The sequence below is a fragment of the Endozoicomonas sp. SESOKO1 genome, assembly GCF_024606265.1.
Taxonomy (GTDB): domain Bacteria; phylum Pseudomonadota; class Gammaproteobacteria; order Pseudomonadales; family Endozoicomonadaceae; genus Endozoicomonas.
On record NZ_JAHHPP010000252.1, the window covers coordinates 1 to 23,765 of the forward strand.

Below are 23,765 nucleotides of genomic sequence, written 5' to 3' on the forward strand. Positions count from 1 at the left end.
AATGGCGGCAGCTGTGGCAATAAAATCACGAATTCCCTGCTGGTTATTTCGGGAGATAAAGCGGGTGTAATAGGCCAGTGTCGCCGGGATGACGCCAGCAGCACCGTTGGTCGGTGCCGTAACCACGCGGCCCCCGCAGGCATTTTCTTCGTTAACGGCCATGGCAAACAGGGTTACCCAGTCCATGATGGCAAAGTGATCCATCAGCATGGCTTCAGGGTTGCTGGTCAGATTTTTATGCATATTAGCGGCCCGGCGCTTCAGGCCACTGACCGGAAGGGTACCTTCCATACGCAGGCCCCGTTCGACGCAGGCGTGCATCACTGTCCAAATGGCATCAATCTTGTCATTGACCAGGTCTTCATCACCATTATGTCGGGCAACCTCATTCTCAATGGTCAACTGGGCAATGGTCAGGTTGTGCTTATGGCACAGATCAAGAAGCTCTGCGGCGGTTTTGAAAGGGTAAGGTATCTGACCTGAATTTTCCGCGCTGTTGGCTGACTCTGGCTGATTGAACTCATCGGCACTGATCACAAAACCGCCGCCAATGGAGAGATAGGATTTGTAATAAATCACCACGCCATTTTTATCGGAAGCGAAAATACGCATGCCATTGGGGTGCTCAGGCAGCGTCTCTCCGTTATGGAAAATCAGGTGTGTATCGTAATCAAAGGCAATGGCGTGTTTACCGGCCAGCTTGAGTACTTTATTGGTTTTGATATGTGTAAAAATCTGGTCAGCTTCATCGGGATCAATAGTGTCCGGCCGATAACCGGCCAGGCCAAGCAGGGTGGCTTTATCGGTGCCATGGCCTACGCCCGTCAGCGCCAATGAGCCATAAAGACCAACACGAATAGTCGAGATACTGGACAGAATACCTTTCTCTTCAAGCTCGTTCAGAAAGCGGTGTCCTGCCCACATTGGGCCCACTGTATGTGAACTGGATGGGCCAATGCCCGTTTTGAAAATATCAAAAATACTGAGCATAGTGTTTGCTGGCTCTATAAAAAGGTTAAAGAAAGCGGCCGATTTCTGATGCCTGGCAGCATGCTGTTTCCTGGTGCATGGCTGTTTGAGGCATTGTTACCTGAAAAGTTGCTGTCCTGTTCTCGACCTATTGTGCCGTTATTTGTTCAGGACTGGTATTGCGGGAGAGCTATTCACTCTCCCGGTTTTCCGCACAGTGATTGTGGCGGTTCCGGGGCTTGTCGCCCCGGCAGGAGATCAGATCAACTGAAGCCGGTAATCGCAATCAAGCCCATCACAATGGTGAAGATGTTGGCTTTTGAGCGGTACTTGGCCATTGCTGGTACTTTATGGGTGGCGAATACCGGCAGGATGAATAGAATCATCGCCAGGATCGGGGCAACCAGTGATTCGATCATGCCCATAACGCTGACATTGGCATAAGCAACCGCCCAGACTGACAGGGTGATAAAGGCAATAATCCCCTTATCGATGGCTTTCATATTGACCTGTTTGCCCTGTGCCCTGGCACGATTGACGATCATGCCCCGCAGGCCTTCACGGGTGCCCATGTAGTGCCCGAAAAAGGATGAAGAGATGGCAACGATTGCCACCACCTGAGCGAGCCAGGCAAAGATCTGGTTATCAGTGCGCTCGGCAAAAATGGACAGGATCGGCAGGTTGGCAGCCTTGGCCTCAAGCAGCTCCGCCGGAGACAGGGTAAGAACGCAGCTGTACACAAAGAACATGGTAAAGCCCACCAGCATCATGGTGGTGCGCATCAGTGTCTTGCTGGTCTGATGTTCCGCATTATCCCCCAGTTCCTTTCGATAGCTCGAAGCAAAGGAAGAGATGGCTGGAGAGTGGTTGAAGGCAAATACCAGCACCGGGATGGTCAGGAAAACAGTTTTCAGAAAGTCACCCGCAGAAACAGTCGCTTCAAACTGGCCGGTGTTCCACTGGGGAATCAGATACACAGAGGTACCAAAAAGCACCAGGATCAGGGGGTAGACATTGCTGTGTATTTTCGGAACTACTGTGGAGGGGCGGTAATAATAAACAAGTCGGCTCTCAGGCCAACTTGTTTACCCACGAATGGCTGTTATCCCTGGTAGCGTTCGAATACCAGGCAGGCGTTAGTACCACCAAAGCCAAAGCTGTTGGACATAACCCGGTTCAGGGTTTGTTCGCGGGCTTCACCGGTCAGGATTGGCAGGTTTTTAGCCACTTCATCCAGATTCTGAACATTGGCAGAAGCGGTGATGAAGTTGTGCTTCATCATCAGCAGACAGTATATGGCTTCCTGAACGCCAGCCGCACCCAGAGAGTGTCCAGACAGTGATTTGGTGGAGCTGATTAATGGCATCTGGTCACCAAATACATCAATAAGCGCTTTCAACTCGGCCACATCACCTACCGGGGTGCTGGTTCCATGAGTGTTGATGTAATCAATCGGCGCTTTAATGGTTTCCATGGCCATGCGCATACAGCGTGCAGCACCTTCACCGGAAGGCGCTACCATGTCATAGCCATCGGAAGTGGCACCATAGCCGGTGATTTCAGCATAAATCCTGGCACCACGGGCTTTGGCATGTTCAAGCTCTTCCACCACGATCATGCCACCGCCGCCAGCGATAACGAACCCGTCCCGGTCAGCATCATAGGCACGGGAAGCCTGCTGAGGTGTTTCATTGTACCTGGTGCTCAGTGCGCCCATGGCATCAAACAGACCGGTTTGCGTCCAGTGTTCTTCTTCACCACCACCGGCAAAGACGATGTCCTGCTTACCCAGCTGGATCTGTTCAATGGCATTGCCAATACAGTGCGCACTGGTTGCGCAGGCCGAGGTAATTGAGTAGTTAACGCCCTTGATTTTAAAAGGGGTGGCAAGGCAGGCTGACACGGTACTGCCCATGGTGCGGGTAACCCGGTAGGGGCCGACGCGCTTGACACCTTTTTCTCTCATGATGTCCGCAGAGTCGACAATATTTTCTGATGAGGCCCCGCCAGAAGCCGCAATCAGTCCGGTACGCGGATTGGAAACCTGATCTTCAGTCAGGCCAGCATCTTCAATGGCCTGCTTCATGGCTATATAGGCATAGGCAGCGGCGTTGCCCATGAAGCGCAGGGTCTTTCGGTCAATAAACTGTTCAAAATCGATGTCTACTGTACCGGATACCTGGCTGCGAAAACCATGCTCCTTGTAGCTTTCGTTGAAGCGAATACCGGAGCGCCCAAGTTTAAGGCTCTCGGCTACCTCATCCTGGGTGATGCCCAGGCAGGATGTGATTCCAATCCCTGTAACTACAACACGTTTCATTGATGTTAACCTGAATAGCCTGTTTAAGTCAGAAAAAAACCAGAGTCACCCCAGCCACCCCCCTCGTCCAGCTGGTAAGAGGGAGCAGGGAGATCAGAAAGCGTCAGTGTTCTGGAAAAGACCTACCCGAAGCCCTTCCGCTGTGTAAATTTCCCGACCATCAACACTGACTGATCCATCAGCAATGCCCAGCACCAGTTTGCGCGCGATGATACGTTTAATATCAATACGGTATGTTACTTTTTTGTTAGTGGGAAGAATCTGGCCGGTAAATTTTACATCGCCACTGCCAAGTGCACGCCCGCGACCGGGGTTGCCCATCCAGCCAAGGTAGAAGCCGACCAGCTGCCACATGGCGTCAAGTCCGAGGCAGCCCGGCATAACCGGGTCTCCCGGAAAGTGGCAGGAGAAGAACCAGAGGTCTGGATTGATATCCAGTTCAGCGATGATCTCGCCTTTGCCGTAGGCGCCGCCTTGTTCAGAAATGCGAACGATGCGATCAAGCATCAACATATTGGGTGCTGGCAGCTGGGCATTACCGGCACCAAAGAGTTCGCCCTGTGAACAGCGCAACAAATCTTCTTTGCTGAAGGTTTCTTGTTTGCTAACGGCTTCCTGTTTGCTAACGGCTTCTTGCTGGCTAACGGCTTCTTGTCTAAGACCAGATTTAAATGGTTGCTTCATTAGTTTGTTGGTTCCTGGAAGGTCCTGCACCTGCATGGCATCAGGCCAGTGATGACACCCGGGAGTCGATACTCTGATCGGAACTTCCCTGCCGATACGGCATTTACATCAAGGGCCAATGACCCCGCTTAATCCTAACAGTCTTGCAAAATGCATTACTATCGTTCCGGAGATGAACTATACCATTGCTTTTTATCTGTCATAGTACTGTTGGGCTCTTTGTAACAAAAAGACAACACTGGACCGCTGAAACAGTGGCCAATGATAAGTTTCGTAGCTTTTTATTACCAGAGCAGCTGATACCTGGCAGATGCCAGAGAACCAGCGAAGGCAGATGTAGACACATGGAAAGTAAAGGTAATACAGTCAGGAATGGTTTGCTAGCTTTGTACTTTCGTACAATATTGCAGATGACTTTTGCCGTGAAAAATATTTTGCGTGACCATTTTTCATCCTGGGCATTTGTGATTTGAAAAAAATCGGTTTCTGGTAGATCTCTACTGTGCAACCGTATCTACTAGTGTGATTAAATACAGCTTTCCTGTAAAGCTGGGCTTCAGACATTCTGAAGCGGCTTTTAGCGTGTAAACCGGGATTAACTATATGACAGACAGGCCATATGGTACCGCAGAAAATGGCGGTGCCAATGAATATACAATTGCTGTTCTGGGCGGTGGCAGTTTTGGCACGGCCCTGGCTGATATCTCCGCCACCAATGGCCACAGGGTGAAGCTCTGGATGAGAGATCCAGAGCAGGTCAGAAGTATTAATGATGACCATGTAAATGCCCGGTATCTTCCCGAGTTCAGGATTCATCCCTCCGTTAGTGCCAGCACTGACCTGTCGGCCGTCGTTGCTGATGCCGATATCGTTTTTATCGCGATTCCCAGCAAGTCTTTCAGGGAGGTGGTCCGAAATACCAATGGCCAGCTTTGTGGCAAGATAGTGATCAGTACAACGAAAGGTATTGAGCCTGTTACCTTTGACCTGATGAGTCAGATTCTGCTGGAAGAGCTTGAAATTGCCCGTATCGGTGTCCTGAGTGGACCTAACCTGGCTCGTGAGATCGTTGCCAAGGCTTTGACAGCAACAGTGATTGCCAGTGATGATGAAGACCTTTGCCAGATTGTACAGTCGGTCTTGCACTGTGATTATTTCAGGGTTTATTCCAATACGGATGTTTATGGTGTGGAGCTGGCAGGTGCTTTAAAGAATATTTATGCCATAGTCTCTGGCATGGGTGCGGCATTGGGCATGGGAGAGAATACCCAAAGTATGCTGATTACCCGGAGTCTTGCGGAAATGAGTCGCTTTGCGGTCACTCTCGGCGCAAACCCGATGACATTTCTGGGGTTGGCCGGCGTGGGCGATCTGGTCGCTACCTGCACTTCTGACCTGAGCCGGAATTTCCGACTGGGTTATGCCCTGGGAGAGGGCTGTTCTCTCGATGAGGCAGAGTCGCGACTGGGCCAGGTCGCGGAAGGGGTGAATACCCTTAAACAGGTAAAGCAAAAGGCTGATGAGCTGGGGGTCTATATGCCCCTGGTGGATGGTTTGTACAGCATTATTTTTGAGGGCAATGCCATTGGCGCACTGGTTAAGGGAATGATGCTCCGGGAGCAGAAAACCGATGTGGAGTTTATGTCCCGACAATAGCTGGACGTTGTCAAAATAACTTTTCTCCAGAGAATACCGGCTTAAGACAATATAGAGAGAATCGTAATGGATGAGCAGATGGTTAACAATTTTAAATCGGAGTCTCGTTGGTTGAGGCTGGTCTTTATGGTGGTTTTCGGTGTTGTGGCTTATCTTGCTGCGTTTCTGGTGATGCTGATAGCTATCGTTCAGGTTGTTCACGGGTTCATCATGAGCGAACCCAATGACCGTCTGTTGAAATTCAGTGCCGGTGTTAATCGGTACATCTTCCAGATTGCCGGATTTCTGACCTACAACTCTGATGTTAAACCCTATCCTTTCTCGGACTGGCCCGTTTCTGCCCAATGTGAAAAAAGAGCTGGAAAAAGAGCTGAAAGAGAGCGGAACGGATCGGATGATGATTAAATCATGAAACTCATCATTATGCGCCATGGTCAGGCATCATGGTCTGCCCCTTCGGAAATGGAAAGGAGCCTCACCGGGCAGGGTGTCCGTGAAGTCAGTGATACCGTGGCTTTATTGGCTGGCCAGCGGGTAGATTGTGTTTTTGCCAGCCCGTATCTTCGGGCTCAGCAAACGGCCCGTATCGTGGCAGAGGCGTTTGGGCTAACTGTTGAAACGCTGGATGAGTTGAAACCGGAGGGTAATCCGGCAAAAGTGCTCGATGCGCTCCCGGATTCCGGTGTAGTGCTATTAGCCAGTCATATGCCCATTGTCAGCTATCTTACCGGTTTACTATGCGACGGAACCCCTAAGATTGGCCCTTCCTTCCCAACGGGAATGGCCCTGGTTCTGGAGGTTGATATGCTTGCTCCCGGAATGGGCAGAGTGATTGAACGCATTTTGCCTGAGTCTTAAGAGCATTCGTTTACTTTCGTCGTTCACTTTCAGCGCATTCTCCCTGATTGTGGGAAATATTATTTTTCTCCTGTTTTCAGGTGTTTAGTCTGCCTGTCTAAGCTATGTATGGTTGATAGCTTCAAATTCATGGTTGCTCTGTTGATTTTTTAATGAACTTATTATTTGTCATCTAATCTAATCCTGCTCAGACCCATGTTGCTGGCACTTCATACAGGGAAAGGGTGTAGGGATAGTCAGGGAGTAATTACGGTGGCGACAAGTTCAATAAGCCTCAGAGGCATTATTATCTGCTCCATAGCAGCGTTATTCTGCTCTTATCAATTTCTGCTTCAGGGAGCACCTTCCGTAATGGTTCCCCAGTTGATGTCCGCCTTCGATCTTGATGTGGCAGATATTGGCTGGGTAACGAGCAGTTTTCTCTGTTTTTACCTGCTTTTTCAGGTGCCGGGAGGTTATCTGGCGGATCGCTGCAATGCCCGACTATTACTGGTGGTCTGCTGTGTAGTGATGGCTGTTGCCTGTTACTGGTTCAGTATTTCTGAAACCCTGATGTCAGCCAGTGCATCCCGGGCGGTTATGGGCGTGATGACTTCCCCGGTGATTGTGGTGTGCATGAATCTGGCCAGTCGCTGGTTTCCAGAACGGTATTTCCCAACCCTTGCCGGTGCCATTGAATCATTTGGTTTGGCCGGTGGCGGGCTTGGCCCGCTGATATTGCCGAATCTGATGGAAGCTTACGGATGGCAGGGGGCAATGCAGGCCGCCGCTATTTTTGGTGCTGTACTTGCCAGCATGATTGCCCTTTTTGTTAAAAGCACTCCGCCCGTATCTGTGAGTGATGCCAGATTGCATGACGTGCCCTGTGCCGGTGGTTCTGAGACTGACGTGAGCGAAAAGCCGCCATTTGATCGGGCCTCCTTAATCCTTGGCTGTTTGTATGGTTTTGGCCTTTTTGCCGTAATTACCAGCTTTGCTGGTTTATGGGGGATTCCTTTCTTCTATCAGCGTTTTCCCGGAGAGCAGGAAGCGGTTGCTGATATGGTTGCGTTGATTTTTGTCGGTGCTGCTATTGGTGCGCCTCTGTTGGGCTGGCTGGCCTGTATGGTAGGATCCATGCGCAAGGTGATGGTGGTTTGCGCTGTCACATCGCCTGTTTTGTTCAGTCTGATGATCTTCTGCCCATGTTCCATGACGGTCATGGCCATGATCTGTTTTATGGCAGGGATCAGCAGTGTTGGCTACATGCTGGCATTCTCTGTGGTGAAAAGTATCAGTCCGGCAGAACGGGTTGGCATCCTGCTGGCTATCACCAATGGCTCCATGTTGCTGGCAGGTCCGGTCATGCAGCTGACGATTGGTTTTATCCTGGAAGGTGTTGGGCATGATGGCTTAAGCGCCCTGTCCATAGAGGATTACCAGCTGGCCTTTGTGCCTTTGTTAATTTGCCAGTTGATCGCGCTGGTTTCAGCGATTTACCTGAAAAAACAGTGATACCGCTACCCATTGCGGGTGGTTGGCGCTATTCTAGCTCGTTTTTATTCAACACGTTAAGTTGATTAACCTTTGCTGCTGCGGACAGCTGGCAAAGGGCTTCACCGCTTGGATGGATAATGCCGTTACTTAGATTCGAAAAGGTCAGCCTGGCTTATGGCGACCAGCCTCTGCTGGATCATACTGAGTTTCAGATTCGAAAAGGTGAGAGGGTCTGCTTATTGGGCCGTAATGGCGCAGGTAAGTCTACCTTGATGAAGCTGGTGTCTGGCAGTATCCTGCCTGATGATGGCACCCTCTGGCGCAAGCCTGGTCTGAAGGTAGGGGTGTTGAATCAGGATCTTCCTGACCAGGATGAAAAGAAAGTCTATGAGGTTGTTGCCTCAGGCCTTGAGGCTGTCGGTGAACTGATCAGTCGTTACCATACCTTGTCCATGAATATCAGCACTGACGCTGATATGAAAGCACTGGAGAAAGTCCAGCAGCAGCTGGAGTCCGTGGATGGCTGGAGCCTCAGCCAGAAGGTGGATACGGTTATTCAGAAGCTGGGGCTGCCAGCTGAAAAACAGATGAAAGCGCTTTCCGGTGGCTGGCGTCGGCGGGTGGAACTGGCCAGGGCGCTGGTGGGCGAACCCGATCTGCTGTTGCTGGATGAGCCTACGAACCATCTTGATATTATTGCCATTGACTGGCTTGAGAAACAGCTGAAAGATTTCTCCGGGGCTCTGCTCTTTATTACCCACGACCGTTCATTCCTTCAGTCCCTGGCGACCCGCATTATTGAACTGGATCGCGGGCAGCTGACCAGCTGGGAATGTGACTATAAAACCTTCCTTGAGCGCAAGGCTCATGCTCTTGAGGTAGAGGCTGAGCAAAATGCCCTGTTCGATAAAAAGCTGGCCCAGGAAGAGGTGTGGATTCGTCAGGGGATTAAAGCTCGCCGAACCCGTAACGAAGGGCGGGTTCGCGACCTTAAAAAACTCAGGGAGGAACGCCGTCAGCGCCGTGAGGTGCAGGGCAATGCCAGCTTTGGGCTGGAGCAGGGTGAAGCGTCAGGCAAACTGGTGCTGGAAGCCAAAAATATTTCTCAGTCGTTTGATCAACATACTGTCATCAAAGACTTCAATCTTCGGCTTATGCGTGGTGACAAGATTGGCCTGATTGGCGCCAACGGGGCAGGGAAGTCCACGCTATTAAGCATTCTTCTGGGTAATCTCCAGCCGGAATCAGGGTCTGTCAAAATGGGGACCAGGCTTGAGGTGGCTTACTTTGACCAGCTGCGCAATCAGCTGGACCTTGAAAAAACAGTCATAGATAACGTGGCTGAAGGGCGCGAGAGCATCACCATCAATGGTTCAAGCCGGCACGTGATTGGCTACCTGGGAGACTTTCTGTTTCCTCCCGGTCGTTGTCGTGTTCCGGTCAAGGCGCTTTCGGGTGGGGAGAGAAACCGGCTATTACTTGCGCGATTGTTCAGTAAGCCTGCCAACCTGCTGGTGATGGACGAACCCACCAACGATCTGGATGTTGAGACACTGGAGCTTCTGGAATCATTATTGGTGGAATTCACTGGCACCATTCTACTGGTCAGCCACGACCGGACCTTTCTGGACAATGTGGTATCAAGTACTTTGGTGTTTGAACCAGGCGGTCGTATCAGTGAGTATGTTGGTGGATTTGACGACTGGTTGCACCAGGGCGGTTCAATTTCAAGCCTGGTGGCAGAAGCTCAGGTGGTAAAAAAAGAGGAAAAGGCTAAAGCGTCATCAGGTCAAGCTGACGTCGCCAGCAAGCCTGTAAAAAAGAAACTCAGTTACAAACTGCAGCGCGAGCTGGATGCTTTACCGGGTGAGATCGAGACGCTTGAAGAAGCGCTTGGTCAGCTTGAAGCGCAAACTGCTGAGTCGAGTTTTTATCAGGGGGATCAGTCGGAAGTTCAGGCTGTTCTGAACAGGCTGACTGAGCTGAATGAGTTGATAGAGCAGAAAATGGAACGGTGGGAAGAGTTGGAGAATATGTAGGTATTCCCGGAGGCTGACCGAGAATAGACTGTTACAGCCTCCCGGAAGAGCCACACAGCCGACGGTGGCTCTTCTTTAAAAATGATTAGCTGTTGTTTTTGCCGACCCTTACTGCCAGTACATCGCAATTGGCGCCATGCAGGATGCTGGTTGAAGTGGAACCCAGAATCAGTGCCAGTCCGTGTCGTCCGTGGCTGCCAACCACAATCAGGTCAACGTCTGACTCTTCTGCAATTCGATGAACTTCCCGTTCGGGTCGCCCGTAGACCACATGTTGTTCACCTTTCTTCAACTGGATTGAATCCGCCAGTCGGGCGATTCGCTCTCTTGCCTGTTCAGTGATTTCATCCTGCAGGGTGGTCAGGTCAAGAGGAATATCACTGCCATAAGCAACGCTGAGTGGTTCGACAACATGAACCATTGTCAGTCGGGCCTGGTTTTCTTCGGCAATGGATTTAGCTTTCTCAAGCACCTCGTCGGCTTCGTCGGACAAATCGATTGCAACCAGAATATGCTTGTAGAGGCTCATAAGCTGTCTTCCTTCTTCAATAGATGCAAAAAGTGATCTGCCCGGTAATAAGTAGCTGGCCAGACCGCTGTCGCGATTCCTTTTGATCCTCAATAACGTGAATTGAAGGCATGGTGTGCATGAACTCTTCTCAAGTCATTGCATTTCCAGTGTAAGGCCTATTCTGGTTTTATTCATGGTTTTATTTGATTTCTGTCCGGTAATTTTCCAGAAACAATGACCCAGGTTAGCAAGTTGTTAGTTTTACGTTGAACTCTTTTGTGCGGCTATGTGTAAGCATGGAAACAGGTGGCATCTTCATGATCTTTCTGACTTGACTTTAAACAGCTTTTCACAGAAGGTAGGCACTAAATTCAAACAATCGTATGAATTTGCTGGGAAGCACTTGGTAACTGCCAGGGTAAAGTCAGGAAGTAAAGCAATAATAATCAGATAGCTGCCATAGTTCATGTAACACTGGGAGCCTGTCTATCTTCAATCCGAAAGGAGAAGTTCATGATCTACCAGGGGAAGGCGTTCAGGGTTTTGCCTGTGGAAGATGGTATCGCCGAACTGCAGTTCAATCTCGATGGCGAGAGTGTCAATAAGTTCAGCCACTCGGCTATTGAGGATCTTGAGGCAGCGCTGGATACCATCCGTTCTGATAAAAATATCAAAGGGCTTATTCTCACCAGTGGCAAGGATGTATTTATCGTTGGTGCTGATATCAATGAATTTACCCAGACCTTCAAGCAGGATGATGAGACGCTATTGGCCGGATTGATGATGGTGAATAAAGTGTTTTCCGGTTTTGAAGATCTTGATATGCCAACAGTGGCGGCTGTGAATGGCATTGCCCTGGGCGGTGGTTTTGAGATCTGCCTCTGTGCCGATTACCGGGTTCTTTCCACAGAAGCCAAGGTTGGCTTGCCGGAAGTCAAGCTGGGCATCTATCCCGGCTGGGGTGGAACTGTCAGGCTGCCAAGGCTGATCGGTGCGGATAATGCAGTGGAGTGGATTGCCAGTGGCAAAGAGTATCGCCCTGATGCAGCGCTGAAAGCAGGGGCAGTTGATGCTGTGGTCGCACCTGAGAAACTGAAAGATTCCGCGGTAGCACTGGTACGTCGCTGCCTGAACGGGGAACTGGATTATCAGGCCAGGAAACAGGAGAAAAAAGGTAAGCTGAAATTGCCGCCGGTTGAATCAATGATGGTGTTTGAAACCACGTCTGCCGTCGTAAAACAGCAGGCAGGACCCCATATGCTGGCGCCAATAGCGTCAGTCAAGACGATTCAGAAGCACGCTTTCATGGAGCGTGACAAGGCTCTTGAAGTTGAAGCGAAAGGGTTTATTAAACTGGCCAAGTCTCCGGTATGTAATGCCCTGGTTGGGCTGTTCCTGAATGATCAGCAGCTTAAGAAAAAAGCCAGGGCTTCTGCCAGCATTGCCGCTGAAACCAACATGGCGGCTGTGCTGGGAGCTGGCATTATGGGCGGTGGTATTGCCTATCAGTCCGCCTTGAAAGGCACGCCCATCCTGATGAAAGACATCAATCAGGACGGTTTGGACCTTGGTCTTGCCGAAGCAACCAAGCTGCTCTCCAAACGGGTTTCCCGGGGGCGGATGGATGTCAGCAAGATGGGCAGCGTACTGAATAAAATTGTGCCTACGCTGTCCTACGGTGATTTCGAAGGCGTCGATGTTGTTGTTGAAGCCGTTGTTGAAAATCCAAAGGTCAAGAAAGCCGTTCTGGCCGAGGTAGAGAGCCAGGTTTCCGAGAAAGCTGTTCTGACCTCCAATACCTCTACGATTTCGATTACCGAACTGGCCAGCGACCTGCAACGTCCGGAACAGTTCTGTGGTATGCACTTCTTCAACCCGGTTCATGCCATGCCGTTGGTTGAAGTTATCCGTGGTGAGAAGACCAGCGATGCCACCGTAGCGACGGTGGTTGAATATGCCCGGAAGATGGGCAAAACACCAGTGGTGGTTAATGACTGCCCCGGGTTCATGGTGAATCGTGTCCTGTTCCCATACTTTGGTGGTTTTGCTGCCTTGCTGCGGGATGGTGCCGATTTTCAGCAGGTGGATAAGGTCATGGAGCGCTTTGGCTGGCCCATGGGTCCTGCCTATCTTATGGATGTAGTAGGTATTGATACCGGTGTTCATGGCCAGGGCGTGATGATTAATGGTTACCCGGATCGCATGCAGCGCGACTTCAAAACCGCCCTTGAAGTGTTATATGAGCACAAGCGCTTTGGTCAGAAAAACGGTGCCGGTTTCTATCAGTACGAGCAGGATAAAAAAGGCAAGCCGAAGAAGGTGGTTGATGAGTCCGTTTATGGCTTGTTAAGTGAGGTTTGTGCTGAGCGTAAATCCTTTGATGATGAGGAAATTATCGCCCGTATGATGTTGCCACTGTGTATGGAAACCGTTCGTACGCTGGAAGATGGTATTGTTGACTCTGTCGCTGAAGCGGATATGGCACTGATTATGGGTATTGGCTTTCCTCTCTTCCGTGGTGGTGCCCTGAAGTATATTGACAGTCTGGGCGTGGCGGAGTTTGTTGAGCTTGCCGACAAGTACGCTCATATCAGCCCACTGTATGCTCCGACTGACAAACTTCGGGAAATGGCTCGTGAAGGCACGACCTTCTACGGTTGATGACTCTCCGGGTAAACACGTGAGTCTTAAGTTATTGAACCATTTTCAGGGACTATAAAAGAGAGAATATCATGAGCCTGAATCCAAGAGATGCGGTAATCGTAGACTTCGGGCGTACCCCGATGGGGCGCTCCAAGGGTGGCATGTATCGTAATGTCCGTGCTGACACCCTGTCTGCCGAGTTGATTACCGGCGTACTTGACCGAAACCCTGAAGTGAACCCCGCTGAGGTAGAGGATGTTATCTGGGGGTGTGTAAACCAGACCCTGGAGCAGGGTTGGAACGTTGCCCGAATGGCGTCGCTGATGACACCCATTCCTCATACATCCGGTGCCCAGACGGTCAGCCGCCTGTGCGGATCATCCATGAGTGCCCTGCACACAGCTGTACAGGCCATTCAGACCAATAACGGTGATGTTTTTGTGGTCGGCGGTGTTGAGCATATGGGGCATGTGGGCATGATGCACGGTGTTGATCCGAACCCGAGGCTGTCCAAATACGGCGCCAAGGCCGCCGGTATGATGGGGCTGACCGCAGAAATGCTGGGCACCATGCACGGCATCAGTCGTAAGGCACAGGATGAATTCGGCGCCCGTTCCCACCACCGGGCCTGGGCTGCCACCGAAGCGGGTCATTTCAACGATGAAATTATCCCGATGCAGGGGCATGATGCCGACGGAAACCTTGCCCTTTTCACCCGGGATGAAACCATCCGCCCGGAAACAACAGTGGAAGCACTGTCACAGCTTAAGCCTGCATTTAACCCCAAGGGCACCGTGACGGCTGGAACGTCTTCACAGATTACCGATGGTGCTTCCTGTATGATCGTTATGTCTGCCCAAAGAGCAAAAGATCTTGGTGTGCAGCCAATGGCCGTCGTCAGGGCCATGGCGGTTGCCGGTGTTGATCCTTCCATTATGGGTTATGGACCGGTTCCCAGCAGTAAGAAAGCGCTCAAGCGCATAGGGCTGACCATTGATGATATTGACCATGTAGAGCTGAATGAGGCGTTTGCTGCCCAGGCACTGCCCGTCCTGAAAGACCTAAAATTGCTGGATAAGATGGAGGAAAAGGTCAATCTCAATGGTGGGGCCATTGCTCTCGGCCATCCCTTTGGCTGTTCAGGTGCCCGAATTTCCGGAACGCTGCTGAATGTTATGAAACAAAATGGTGGCACTCTGGGGCTGGCAACGATGTGTATTGGCCTTGGTCAGGGTATCACTACTATTTTTGAAAGGGTTTGATCGTCGCCTGGTCGTGATGTAGATACAAGTGTTGTCGATTGAATTATAAGCTGTAAATTTGCCACATAAGCTGAAAACGTGGACGCAAAAGATGAAAATCTGCCGGATAGGCAGTTGAGTAAATGTGAGTCAGCATAGGGCAGTACATCACGACCAGCTCTGCCGGACAGGCAGTCAGTGATAACCTTAGCTTCACAAATTTTCATTTTATGTTTCAACAGTGCGTTATCAGCTTATGTGGCAACACCTACAACGCAAGGTATATCTGGCTATACGTTTTCACTTTATGGTTCAACCGACAGGTATTCATTGAGAAAAAAGGATCTGAGTAAAGGCAATTAATAAACTGAAAAGTTCCCGGGCACGGAATAAATAGAACGTAGCTATATTCCCGGCCTTTTCCTGTTATATAAGATTTTTGCGCATAGCCCGCTGGGAATAATTCAAACGGTTCCTTTCACTGCCTGAGGCTTGTCTACCCTTGCCTTTATTTTTTGCGAGGGAATAACGTTGATATCCCAACCTGCCGTTCAGTCAACAGGCGCAGCCACTGCCTCGGCCTCCGTACCGGTTCAGCCAGAGGGGGAATGGGGTGTATGGTCAGGGTTGAAGGTCGCTTTTTGGGACGGTTTGATCCCATTTTTGCAGTCGTGGCATCCTGGCTATGTCCCACCCGGGATGCAGTCGTCCGCACAACCGGATGAAGGTCCGGCCTTCACATTTGGCAGCGCCAATGGGTTGGACAGTAGTTTTTTCCAGGGCGTTGAACTGGGGGCGCGGCTGGTAGCGCCTTATACTGTACTGCCAGCGGAGATCAGCACGCTGCTGGAGGGCTTTATCACCCTTTCTGCGGCAACCCGGCTCAGGGATCTTTTTGGTGGATCGGGGTCGACTACCGCTTCGGCACCAAGGCAGAGCCGGGCAGACAGCAAGGTGGACGGCACTCCAACCCATGACAAAGGCAAGAAACAAGAGACACCACAACAGACCAGCCCACCGGCCACCGCTTCCGCCCGGACTGGCCCGCTACCGAAAGCCGCCTTGGCACTTGGCGTCCTGTCCGGCCTGACCGCTGCGGGTGCTGCGCCCGCATCTGGTAGTAAAACCGAACGGTGGATTGACGTACCTGATGCCAAAACCCTGGGCAAGATTGGCCATGACCCGAACTTGCCACCGAATGGTAATTACTTTCAGACTGCCGATGTCGATGGTGGCCGCTTGCGCCGCTCCATCGGCAGTAAAGACAATCCATTTACCGGCAAGTACGATGGTAAGGGTCGTACCATTTATGGTCTCGACCGCTGCCTGGTGAAAAATCTGGAGGGTGATGTTGATCGCCTGCGCTTTACAGATGCCAAAATATGGACAAGTCGTGAACAAGCTTCGACCGGGGTAGTCGCATGTAAAATGTCAGGCGACGCCGTGATCAGCAATATTCACGTTGAAAGTTCTTCCGTTGATACCAGGGGTGTTTATGCAAGCGCTGGTATTGTCGTGGGTGAAATTAAGAAAGGAACTGTTAGCAATACGACCGCAGTAAACTGCAAAGTGCAAACTTCCGGTTCACATGCGTATTCCGGTATTGGCGCGGGATATGTGTCTCCCGGAACGGTTAACGGCACCACTGCAGTAAACTGCGAGGTGATAGCCTCCAGTAATGCCGGTATCGGGGCGGGGTATGTTGAGCATGGAAGCGTTGTCGACACCAGTGCAACGCACTGCACGGTGAAAACGTCCTACGGTGGTAATGCCGCTATTGGGGCGGGGCGTGTTTATGAGGGAAGCGTTGTCGACACCAGTGCAACGCACTGCACGGTAGAAAGCTCGGGTTCTTACGGTAATGCCGGTATCGGGGCGGGGATAGGAGGGACCGTTACCGGCACCAAAGCATTGAACTGCACGGTGGAAAGCTCTGGTTCCTACGCTAATGCCGGTATCGGGGGAGGGAGAGGGACCAACGCTGCCGACACCACAGCAATAAACTGCACGGTAAAAGCCTCTGGTGAAGAGGGTAATGCCGGTATCGGGGGGGGGTACGGTAGCGCTGACAACACCCTGGCAATGAACTGCAAGGTGGAAAACTCCGGTTTTAAGGGTAATGCCGGCATCGGGGTGGGGTACGGTATCGCTGCCGACACCACAGCGATAAACTGCACGGTGGAAAACTCCGGAAATGGGGGTAAAGCCGGTATCGGGGTGGGGTTTGGGGCTGCTGCCAACACCATAGCGGTAAACTGCACAGTGGGAAGCTCCGGTAATTCCAGTTTTGCTGGTATCGGGGCGGGGCAAATTCATCATCATGGAACCGATGGCACCGTTGCTAACACCAGGTCATTCAACAGCAAGGTTAAAACCCCCGGTGTTTCCAGTTATGCCGGTATCGGCATTGGGCAGGGATTTGGCAATGTTGTCAACACTAGGGCGATAAAAAGCACAGTCGAAAGTAGTCAGACCCGTTTTGTGAATAATATCGGGGGAGGGCTTAACGCCATTTTATGTGATGTCCGCGTTAACGGTGGACTGCAACCAGACAGCACCAGGGATTGCCGTTACTTGCCGGATCATTTCTGTGAAGATATTGACTCCCGCCTGGTGAAGCCAAATTGCCAGCCTGGTGACTGTTATTCATGGGCATTAACAAGTGACGCTGTCACCGGGTTTGAGTCCTGTCCTGTTGTCCCGGAAACCATCTCAACCACTGCCAGACAAATCACAACGTCTGGCCAAACCATACCGCCTGAAGAAATCACAACACCAGAGGTAATTACAACTTCTGCACCCCCCCCAACTTCCATTCCAACGCCACCAACAGTAGTACCGGTCACGCCAGCACCGATGACGACAACGTCGAACGCCACCATGAACTTTACTGGTCTGCCGGGGACCTTTTTGGCACTGCCCACTACTGCGGCATCACTGGCGCCTTCCCTGAGTGCTGGTGTAATAGCCGGTTTTACCCTGGGGGCTGCTGTGTTGACAGGTGTGGCGGGGGTGTGCGTTTACCGTCATTGTTATCGCAGATTATCCCCCGCCGCTGCCAGTGACCCGCAGGAGTTTGTGAACTTCAATGCTGTGGGCCATGAGCAGGAAACGGGTGATCAACCGATGGATAGAAGCCTTCAGGCAAGATGGAAGAGAGGAGCCTGCCGGGACACAACGCTCCAGAAAACCTCCCTATGAAGATACTGGCATATAGGAAGATGTTGGTGAGTAGGAATATGGTGATATTGGCAATCCCCGCAGAATGTGAACTGTTGTAGGGTAGATCAGCTCAATTCAATGAGTTTGAGTCAGCGGGTTATTTCTGCGTAGCTATTTATGACCAATCGAAAATGACCGGGCAGGGGCCTGCCTTGTCCCATAAGTTTGCAAACGGAAAGTAGGCTTTGAATGGTTATGGTTGAGTTATCAGGTAAAACCGTGTTAAGCGTTTAAGGTTTTCAGCCGTTACTGATAACCATGAATATTTGAGTCGGATAATGGCTATAAAGTGCAAGAAATAAGGCTCTGCGCGGGATGATACAGGAAAATAACCCGCTCCTTTACCGGAAAGAGGTTGATGGTTTTCCTTGACCGATTATTGACTTCGCCTTATATATTGAAGCAATTTCTATCCCGGCTTTTCTTGTTCTGGCGATTGAGCGCTATTTCAGCAGGTCTGATTATTGAGTATGATGGGCGATTTATCTGCTCGCAGATCTGACCAGCCAGAACATTGGAACAGATGACAGGACGTGTAAGGCAGCATGGGTAAATCGCTAGTTATTGTGGAGTCGCCTGCCAAGGCGAAAACGATCAACAAATATTTGGGCAAAGACTTTGTTGTCAAATCCAGTGTGGGTCACATTCGGGATTTGCCAACAGCGGGTGGGCCGAAAAAAACGGTGGATGCCAAGGCCAGGGCCAGGGCTGCTGCTGAGTCCAAAAAGCTTTCACCGGAAGAACGTGAGCGCCGCAAGCAAGTCAAGGCCCGTGGGCAGTTGATCGAGCGAATGGGTATCGATCCTGATAATGGCTGGGAAGCGCATTACCAGATTTTGCCCGGAAAGGAAAAAGTCGTTGACGAGCTGACCCGTCTGGCCGAAAGCGCTGATACCATCTATCTGGCAACGGATTTGGATCGTGAAGGGGAAGCCATTGCCTGGCATTTGCAACAGGCCATCGGTGGCAGCCCGGACCGATATCGTCGGGTTGTCTTTAACGAAATTACCAAAAAAGCCATTCAGTCGGCGTTTGAATCCCCCGGGCAGTTAAATCAGGATCGGGTTGACGCTCAGCAGGCCCGCCGGTTTCTTGATCGTGTGGTTGGTTATATGGTTTCCCCGCTGCTTTGGGCAAAAATTGCCCGCGGGCTCTCTGCAGGGCGTGTTCAATCCGTTGCTGTCAAGCTGGTGGTTGAGCGTGAGCGGGAAATTCGCAGCTTTATTCCTGAAGAGTACTGGGAAGTCTATGCGGATCTCCTGGCCACCGGGAGTGATGCGGTCCGTTTTCAGGTCGTTAAAGAGAGCGGGGCAAATTTCAGGCCTACCAGTAAGGCAGAGACGGATAAGGTCCTGGCTCAGTTACAGCAGGGGCAATACGCCCTGACCAGCCGTGAAGACAAGCCAACCCAGAGCAAGCCTTCGGCACCGTTTATCACATCAACACTGCAGCAGTCGGCAAGTACGCGCCTTGGTTTCAGTGTCAAGAAAACCATGATGCTGGCCCAACGCCTGTATGAAGCGGGTTACATCACCTATATGCGAACCGACTCCACCAATCTGAGTCAGGATGCTGTTGCCAGTGCCCGGTCCTTTATTGCCAGACAGTACGGTGATCGATACTGTCCGGAACAGCCAAATCTGTACAGCAGCAAGCAAGGTGCCCAGGAAGCTCACGAAGCGATTCGACCATCCAGTGTTACGTTAAAGCCCGATGGCCTGTCTGGAATGGAGCGGGATGCAGAGCGTCTGTATGACTTGATCTGGCGTCAGTTCGTTGCCTGTCAGATGACACCTGCCGAGTATCTCAGTACGTCCCTGGTCGTCGACGTTAACGGCTATCAACTCAAAGCCAGGGGACGGACACTGAAGTTTGATGGTTATACCCGGGTGCAAAAGCCTCTGGCCAGAAAAGGTGAGGATGTGATTCTGCCGGATCTGCAAAAAGGGGTAGCCCTGACCTTGGAAAAACTGGACCCCAAACAGCTGTTCACCCGCCCACCGGCCCGTTTCAGCGAGGCGGCACTGGTCAAGGAGTTGGAAAAACAGGGTATTGGTCGGCCATCAACCTATGCGTCGATTATTTCCACCATTCAGGACCGTGGTTACGTTTCAGTGAAGAATCGCCGCTTTTATGCGGAAAAAATGGGTGACATTGTCACTGATCGTCTGAATGAGTCGTTTAATGAGCTTATGGACTTTCACTTCACGGCAAGAATGGAAGAGAAACTCGATGATATTGCTGAAGGTGAAAAAAACTGGAAGCAGGTACTGGATGATTTTTATAGCGACTTTACCCTTCAGTTAACCCAGGCTGAACAGAGTGACGGAGGGATGCGTGCAAATGAACCCTCCCTGACCGATATAGAGTGTCCTACTTGCCATCGACCCATGATGATTCGCACGGCATCGACCGGGGTATTTCTCGGGTGTTCCGGTTATTCACTGCCACCGAAGGAACGCTGTAAAACGACGATTAACCTGGTTCCCGGTGAAGAGGTGGAAGACGCCGATGATGAATACGCCGAGGTTAACGCCCTGCGTGCCATGCGTCGTTGTCCCAAGTGCTCTACCGCGATGGAAAGCTACCTGATTGATGAGCAGAGAAAGTTACACGTCTGTGGCAATAACCCTGATTGTTCCGGCTTTGAGGTGGAGAAGGGGAGTTACAAATTAAAAGGTTATGATGGTCCCGTACTTGACTGTGATAAGTGCGGCAGTGAAATGCAGTTGAAAACCGGCCGCTTCGGCAAGTATTTTGGTTGTACCAACAGTGAATGCAAGAACACCAGAAAGTTGCTGAAAAGTGGTGAGCCAGCTCCACCCAAAATGGAGCCGGTGCCCATGCCTGAGCTAAAGTGCGTCAAAGTTGATGACCATTATGTGCTCAGGGACGGTGCTTCCGGATTGTTCCTTGCGGCCAGTCAATTTCCCAAGAACAGAGAGACCCGTGCTCCCCTGGTTGCGGAACTATTGCCGCACCAGGCAATGATTGACCCTAAGTATGGTTATCTGATGGATGCCCCCCGACAGGATCCTGATGGGAACCCCGCAATTATTCGATACAGCCGCAAGACCAAGCAGCAATACGTTATGTCCGAGTTCGATGGTAAGGCAACGGGTTGGAGCGCGGTATTTGATGATGGTCGCTGGCATGAAAAGCAGGCCAAAAAGCGCCAGTCCAGTTAGATTTACCTCAAACTCCTGGTTCATAAGACAGGGCTATCAAGCCCTGTTGTTCTATGGCTGTTTATTATCATTTGGCCCGGCAGATTGATGGAGTTGGCTATGACAAACAATTGGCAGGGATTTACCAATAAAATGCTCTTTCACTCCCGATTGTTGCTGGATGCCTGGGAGGCAGCAGATGATCTTGCCAAACCAGCATTCCGGGAGGCCTGCCTGAATGCAATGGTTCAGGCTTATCGGTCGTTACTTGCTGAAATTATGACGAATTACCGTTTGCCGGTAAATCAACTACCGTCCCTTGATGAGGCAATGAACAGTGTTCATCACAAGGGAGAGGTGTCCACTGAGTTACAGTACATTGATCGTCTCGAACAACAGGATTCCTGGTTGTCGGCGTTGTTAAAAAGCCATCAGGACTGCTCCATGCCGATACAGCGTAAAAGTGTTGATCGGAATGCAATTCCTCTTTTCAATGCAAACAGTGTTCGGTTTGATCAGTCAGAAGGATTCCTTTCTGTACTTGAGTCACTGAAGGAGCTTGTAACTTATAGTCGGAACTTCAGTCTTGAATGGTAGGCTCCTGAAGTTTGCGGTTTGTTTATTTCCGGTAATACCCAGTTATCAGGAACGGCTGATGTCTTGAAAGCCGCTGCGGGCTAATGCACAATGCTCCATCGCTAACCATTCCGGTGTTACTATTTATGTCAGCGTCATTTCTAGAAATTGTTGAATTACCTTCCGGCGAAATTGTTTTGCGTCGCAGTGATGAGGAGAACGCTGAGCCTCTGGTTACCATGTCATTCTCCCAGGAGCTGCTTGACTTTCTCCAGGGAGATCAACTGGAGGTTGCCAGGGCTATGCTGGATACCTGCATAGCTGAAGTAGGGCGTAAAACAGAAGCTGACGCTGGCGAGTATATCCCTGAAAACAGGGTTATTCATTAATGGTCATTCAACCAGTTTTTAGTAACGGTAAAGGTGCTAGTTCCTGATAACCCCCACACTCAGTCCTTCGATAGCAAATGTATCAACGCTGAGGTCTACTTCGATTGTCTTGAATTCCTTGTTTTCCGGGTGAAGGTAAACTTTGTTCTTCACTTGTTCAAAGCGTTTGACGGTCACTTCATCTTCAATTCTGGCAACGACAATCTGGCCATTGGCTGCCGTTGATGTTTTATGAACAGCCAGAAGATCCCCGTCAAGAATGCCGATATCCTTCATGCTCATCCCTTTTACCCGAAGCATGAAATCTGCTTTGGGGGAAAAGAAAGCAGGGTTGATGGACAGGTGGTCTTCAATATGTTCCTGGGCAAGAATGGGGCTTCCTGCAGCAACCTGCCCTACAATAGGCAGACCAGAGTATTCCGTGCCAGGGACACGAATACCTCTTGAGGTTCCGGGGGTGATCTCAATGGCTCCCTTGCGGGCAAGGGCCCTGAGATGTTCTTCTGCCGCATTGGGGGACCGGAAACCGAATGTCTGTGCGATTTCTGCACGGGTGGGAGGGAAGCCGGTCTCTTCTATATGAGACTTGATCAGTTCAAGAATCTCAGTTTGACGCTTGGTTAATTTATACATGATTTGATCTGTGTTTTTATACAGTATATGTGATTATATACAGTATTTAATGGGTTGCAACTACCTATATCTTATTAATCAAACTTGATGTTTCCGTTGGCAAACGTTAGTTTTAAACAAATGTTTACATTGGAGGTTTTACCGGCATGTCACAGTCAGCGACAGTAGACAGGATCCTGGACGCTGCAGAGAAGTTATTTGCTGAGCATGGGTTCGCAGAGACCTCGCTGCGTTCAATCACCAGTCAAGCGGGTGTTAACCTGGCCGCTGTCAATTATCACTTTGGCTCCAAAAAGTCCCTTATCCAGGCTGTCTTTTCCCGTTTTCTAGACCCTTTTGTCAGCAATCTTTCCAGGGCACTTGTGCGGTATCAGGATAATAATGATGCCGTTGACCTGGAAGAATTACTTCATTTGCTGGTTGATCAGATTATGGCGGTTAAGCCCCGCAGTCCTGAAGATCTCTCAGTTTGTATGAGGATGATCGGGTTGGCATACACACAGGGGCAGGGCCACCTGAAGAAGTATTTACGGGAAGTCTATGGGGAAGTTTTCCAGGCCTACCTTCAGCTGTTGGTGAAAGCGTGTCCTGATTTGCCAATGAGTGACCTGTTCTGGAGAGTTTATTTTATCCTGGGTTCTGCTGTTTTTACCCTTTCAGGCGCTGATGCGCTAAGGGCTATTGCGGAAAACGATTATGGGGTCAAGGGTGAACTGGAAGATATCATGAGGAAGATGGTTCCTTTCATGGCTGCAGGCCTCAGGGCACACAGCTGACGAATCATTTTACGATAAGAGAGCTTGATTTACCCATGTATCTTACTGTTCATATTGCCAGTCAAGAGATGGTGCTTCACGAGAAAGGCAGCAAGCGCCGTGTTTATTCGATTTCTACTGCGAGCAGAGGAACCGGTCAGCAGGAAGGGAGCTGGCAAACACCTCTTGGGCGTCATGTTATCCGGGCGAAAATTGGCGCAGGTCTGCCGATTAATTCAGTATTTGTCGGACGTCGCTTTACCGGTGAGATTTATTCACCTGAGCTCTTGAAGCAGTGCCCTGAAAGAAAGGACTGGATATTAACCAGAATTTTATGGCTCAGTGGTCTGGAGCCCGGATATAACCGGCTTGGAAATGTTGATACCATGCGCCGCTTCATATACATCCATGGCTCACCTGATACTGCAGTGATGGGAGAGCCGGGTTCACGGGGCTGTATCCGAATGCATGGGGAAGATATTATTGATCTGTTTGACCGTGTAGATACGGGGACCAGGATCGATATACAGCCTGGCTGATACATCTTTTGCCGTGAAAAATATTTCGCTTAACCATTTTTCATCCCTGAGGGTGGCGCAAAATATTTCCACGCGCCATGGGCATTT

General features: G+C 50.6%; 19 protein-coding genes. 13 read left to right on the top strand and 6 right to left on the bottom strand.

Annotated features, from left to right (window positions below; translation table 11 throughout):
* The 4 genes from KDK13_RS11400 to fabA form a co-directional block, all read right to left on the bottom strand.
* On the bottom strand, nt 1-990 hold a 990-nt coding region (locus tag KDK13_RS11400; RefSeq protein ID WP_257285094.1), incomplete at its 3' end, for an L-serine ammonia-lyase.
* A 242-nt stretch (nt 991-1,232) separates the two neighbouring features.
* Nucleotides 1,233-1,946 carry a hypothetical protein gene (locus tag KDK13_RS11405; RefSeq protein WP_257285095.1) on the bottom strand — a complete coding sequence of 238 codons (714 nt, stop codon included), beginning with the start codon at nt 1,944-1,946 and terminating at the stop codon, nt 1,233-1,235.
* 125 nt (nt 1,947-2,071) lie between these two features.
* Nucleotides 2,072-3,289, bottom strand: coding sequence for a beta-ketoacyl-ACP synthase I (gene fabB, locus KDK13_RS11410; protein ID WP_257285096.1), 1,218 nt, complete (start codon nt 3,287-3,289; stop codon nt 2,072-2,074).
* A gap of 93 nt (nt 3,290-3,382) precedes the next feature.
* Complete coding sequence (gene fabA, locus KDK13_RS11415; RefSeq protein ID WP_257285097.1) at nt 3,383-3,973, bottom strand: 3-hydroxyacyl-[acyl-carrier-protein] dehydratase FabA; 591 nt, start codon at nt 3,971-3,973, stop codon at nt 3,383-3,385.
* 603 nt (nt 3,974-4,576) lie between these two features.
* Here fabA and KDK13_RS11420 point away from each other — a divergent pair.
* The 5 genes from KDK13_RS11420 to KDK13_RS11440 all read left to right on the top strand — a co-directional run bounded on the left by KDK13_RS11420 (nt 4,577) and on the right by KDK13_RS11440 (nt 10,002).
* A complete protein-coding gene (locus tag KDK13_RS11420; RefSeq protein ID WP_257285098.1) occupies nt 4,577-5,629 on the top strand; it encodes an NAD(P)H-dependent glycerol-3-phosphate dehydrogenase in 1,053 nt (350 codons plus the stop codon).
* Nucleotides 5,630-5,707: 78 nt separating this feature from the next.
* Complete coding sequence (locus KDK13_RS11425; protein ID WP_257285099.1) at nt 5,708-6,034, top strand: DUF4389 domain-containing protein; 327 nt, start codon at nt 5,708-5,710, stop codon at nt 6,032-6,034.
* Between the two features lie 3 nt (nt 6,035-6,037).
* Nucleotides 6,038-6,487, top strand: coding sequence for a phosphohistidine phosphatase SixA (gene sixA / locus KDK13_RS11430; protein ID WP_257285100.1), 450 nt, complete (start codon nt 6,038-6,040; stop codon nt 6,485-6,487).
* Nucleotides 6,488-6,739: 252 nt separating this feature from the next.
* A complete protein-coding gene (locus tag KDK13_RS11435) occupies nt 6,740-7,981 on the top strand; it encodes an MFS transporter (RefSeq protein ID WP_257285101.1) in 1,242 nt (413 codons plus the stop codon).
* 119 nt (nt 7,982-8,100) lie between these two features.
* Entirely contained in the window at nt 8,101-10,002 is a 1,902-nt protein-coding gene (locus KDK13_RS11440; protein ID WP_257285102.1) for an ATP-binding cassette domain-containing protein, read from the top strand.
* Between the two features lie 85 nt (nt 10,003-10,087).
* Here KDK13_RS11440 and KDK13_RS11445 read toward each other — a convergent pair whose 3' ends face one another.
* Complete coding sequence (locus KDK13_RS11445) at nt 10,088-10,531, bottom strand: universal stress protein (RefSeq protein ID WP_257285103.1); 444 nt, start codon at nt 10,529-10,531, stop codon at nt 10,088-10,090.
* A gap of 495 nt (nt 10,532-11,026) precedes the next feature.
* Between KDK13_RS11445 and fadB the strand changes: the two genes are divergently transcribed.
* The 6 genes from fadB (at nt 11,027) to KDK13_RS11475 (ending at nt 21,751) form a co-directional block, all read left to right on the top strand.
* On the top strand, nt 11,027-13,174 hold the full coding sequence (gene fadB / locus KDK13_RS11450; RefSeq protein ID WP_257285104.1) for a fatty acid oxidation complex subunit alpha FadB: 2,148 nt from the start codon (nt 11,027-11,029) through the stop codon (nt 13,172-13,174).
* Nucleotides 13,175-13,245: 71 nt separating this feature from the next.
* Nucleotides 13,246-14,418 carry an acetyl-CoA C-acyltransferase FadA gene (gene fadA, locus KDK13_RS11455; protein ID WP_257285105.1) on the top strand — a complete coding sequence of 391 codons (1,173 nt, stop codon included), beginning with the start codon at nt 13,246-13,248 and terminating at the stop codon, nt 14,416-14,418.
* Nucleotides 14,419-15,096: 678 nt separating this feature from the next.
* A complete protein-coding gene (locus KDK13_RS11460) occupies nt 15,097-17,598 on the top strand; it encodes a hypothetical protein (protein WP_257285107.1) in 2,502 nt (833 codons plus the stop codon).
* A 566-nt stretch (nt 17,599-18,164) separates the two neighbouring features.
* Nucleotides 18,165-20,807 (top strand): type I DNA topoisomerase, encoded by a 2,643-nt coding sequence (gene topA, locus KDK13_RS11465; RefSeq protein WP_257285108.1) that lies wholly within the window; start codon nt 18,165-18,167, stop codon nt 20,805-20,807.
* Nucleotides 20,808-20,906: 99 nt separating this feature from the next.
* The gene (locus KDK13_RS11470; RefSeq protein ID WP_257285109.1) at nt 20,907-21,383 is read left to right on the top strand and encodes a DUF6586 family protein; all 477 of its coding nucleotides are present in this window, start codon (nt 20,907-20,909) and stop codon (nt 21,381-21,383) included.
* 125 nt (nt 21,384-21,508) lie between these two features.
* Nucleotides 21,509-21,751, top strand: coding sequence for a hypothetical protein (locus KDK13_RS11475; RefSeq protein WP_257285110.1), 243 nt, complete (start codon nt 21,509-21,511; stop codon nt 21,749-21,751).
* Between the two features lie 36 nt (nt 21,752-21,787).
* Here KDK13_RS11475 and lexA read toward each other — a convergent pair whose 3' ends face one another.
* Entirely contained in the window at nt 21,788-22,384 is a 597-nt protein-coding gene (lexA, locus tag KDK13_RS11480; protein WP_257285111.1) for a transcriptional repressor LexA, read from the bottom strand.
* A 146-nt stretch (nt 22,385-22,530) separates the two neighbouring features.
* Here lexA and KDK13_RS11485 point away from each other — a divergent pair, with 146 nt between their 5' ends.
* Nucleotides 22,531-23,160, top strand: a complete 630-nt coding sequence (locus KDK13_RS11485) for a TetR/AcrR family transcriptional regulator (RefSeq protein ID WP_257285112.1) — start codon at nt 22,531-22,533, stop codon at nt 23,158-23,160.
* A gap of 35 nt (nt 23,161-23,195) precedes the next feature.
* Nucleotides 23,196-23,678 (top strand): L,D-transpeptidase, encoded by a 483-nt coding sequence (locus tag KDK13_RS11490; protein ID WP_257285113.1) that lies wholly within the window; start codon nt 23,196-23,198, stop codon nt 23,676-23,678.
* The last annotated feature ends 87 nt before the right edge of the window (nt 23,679-23,765 follow it).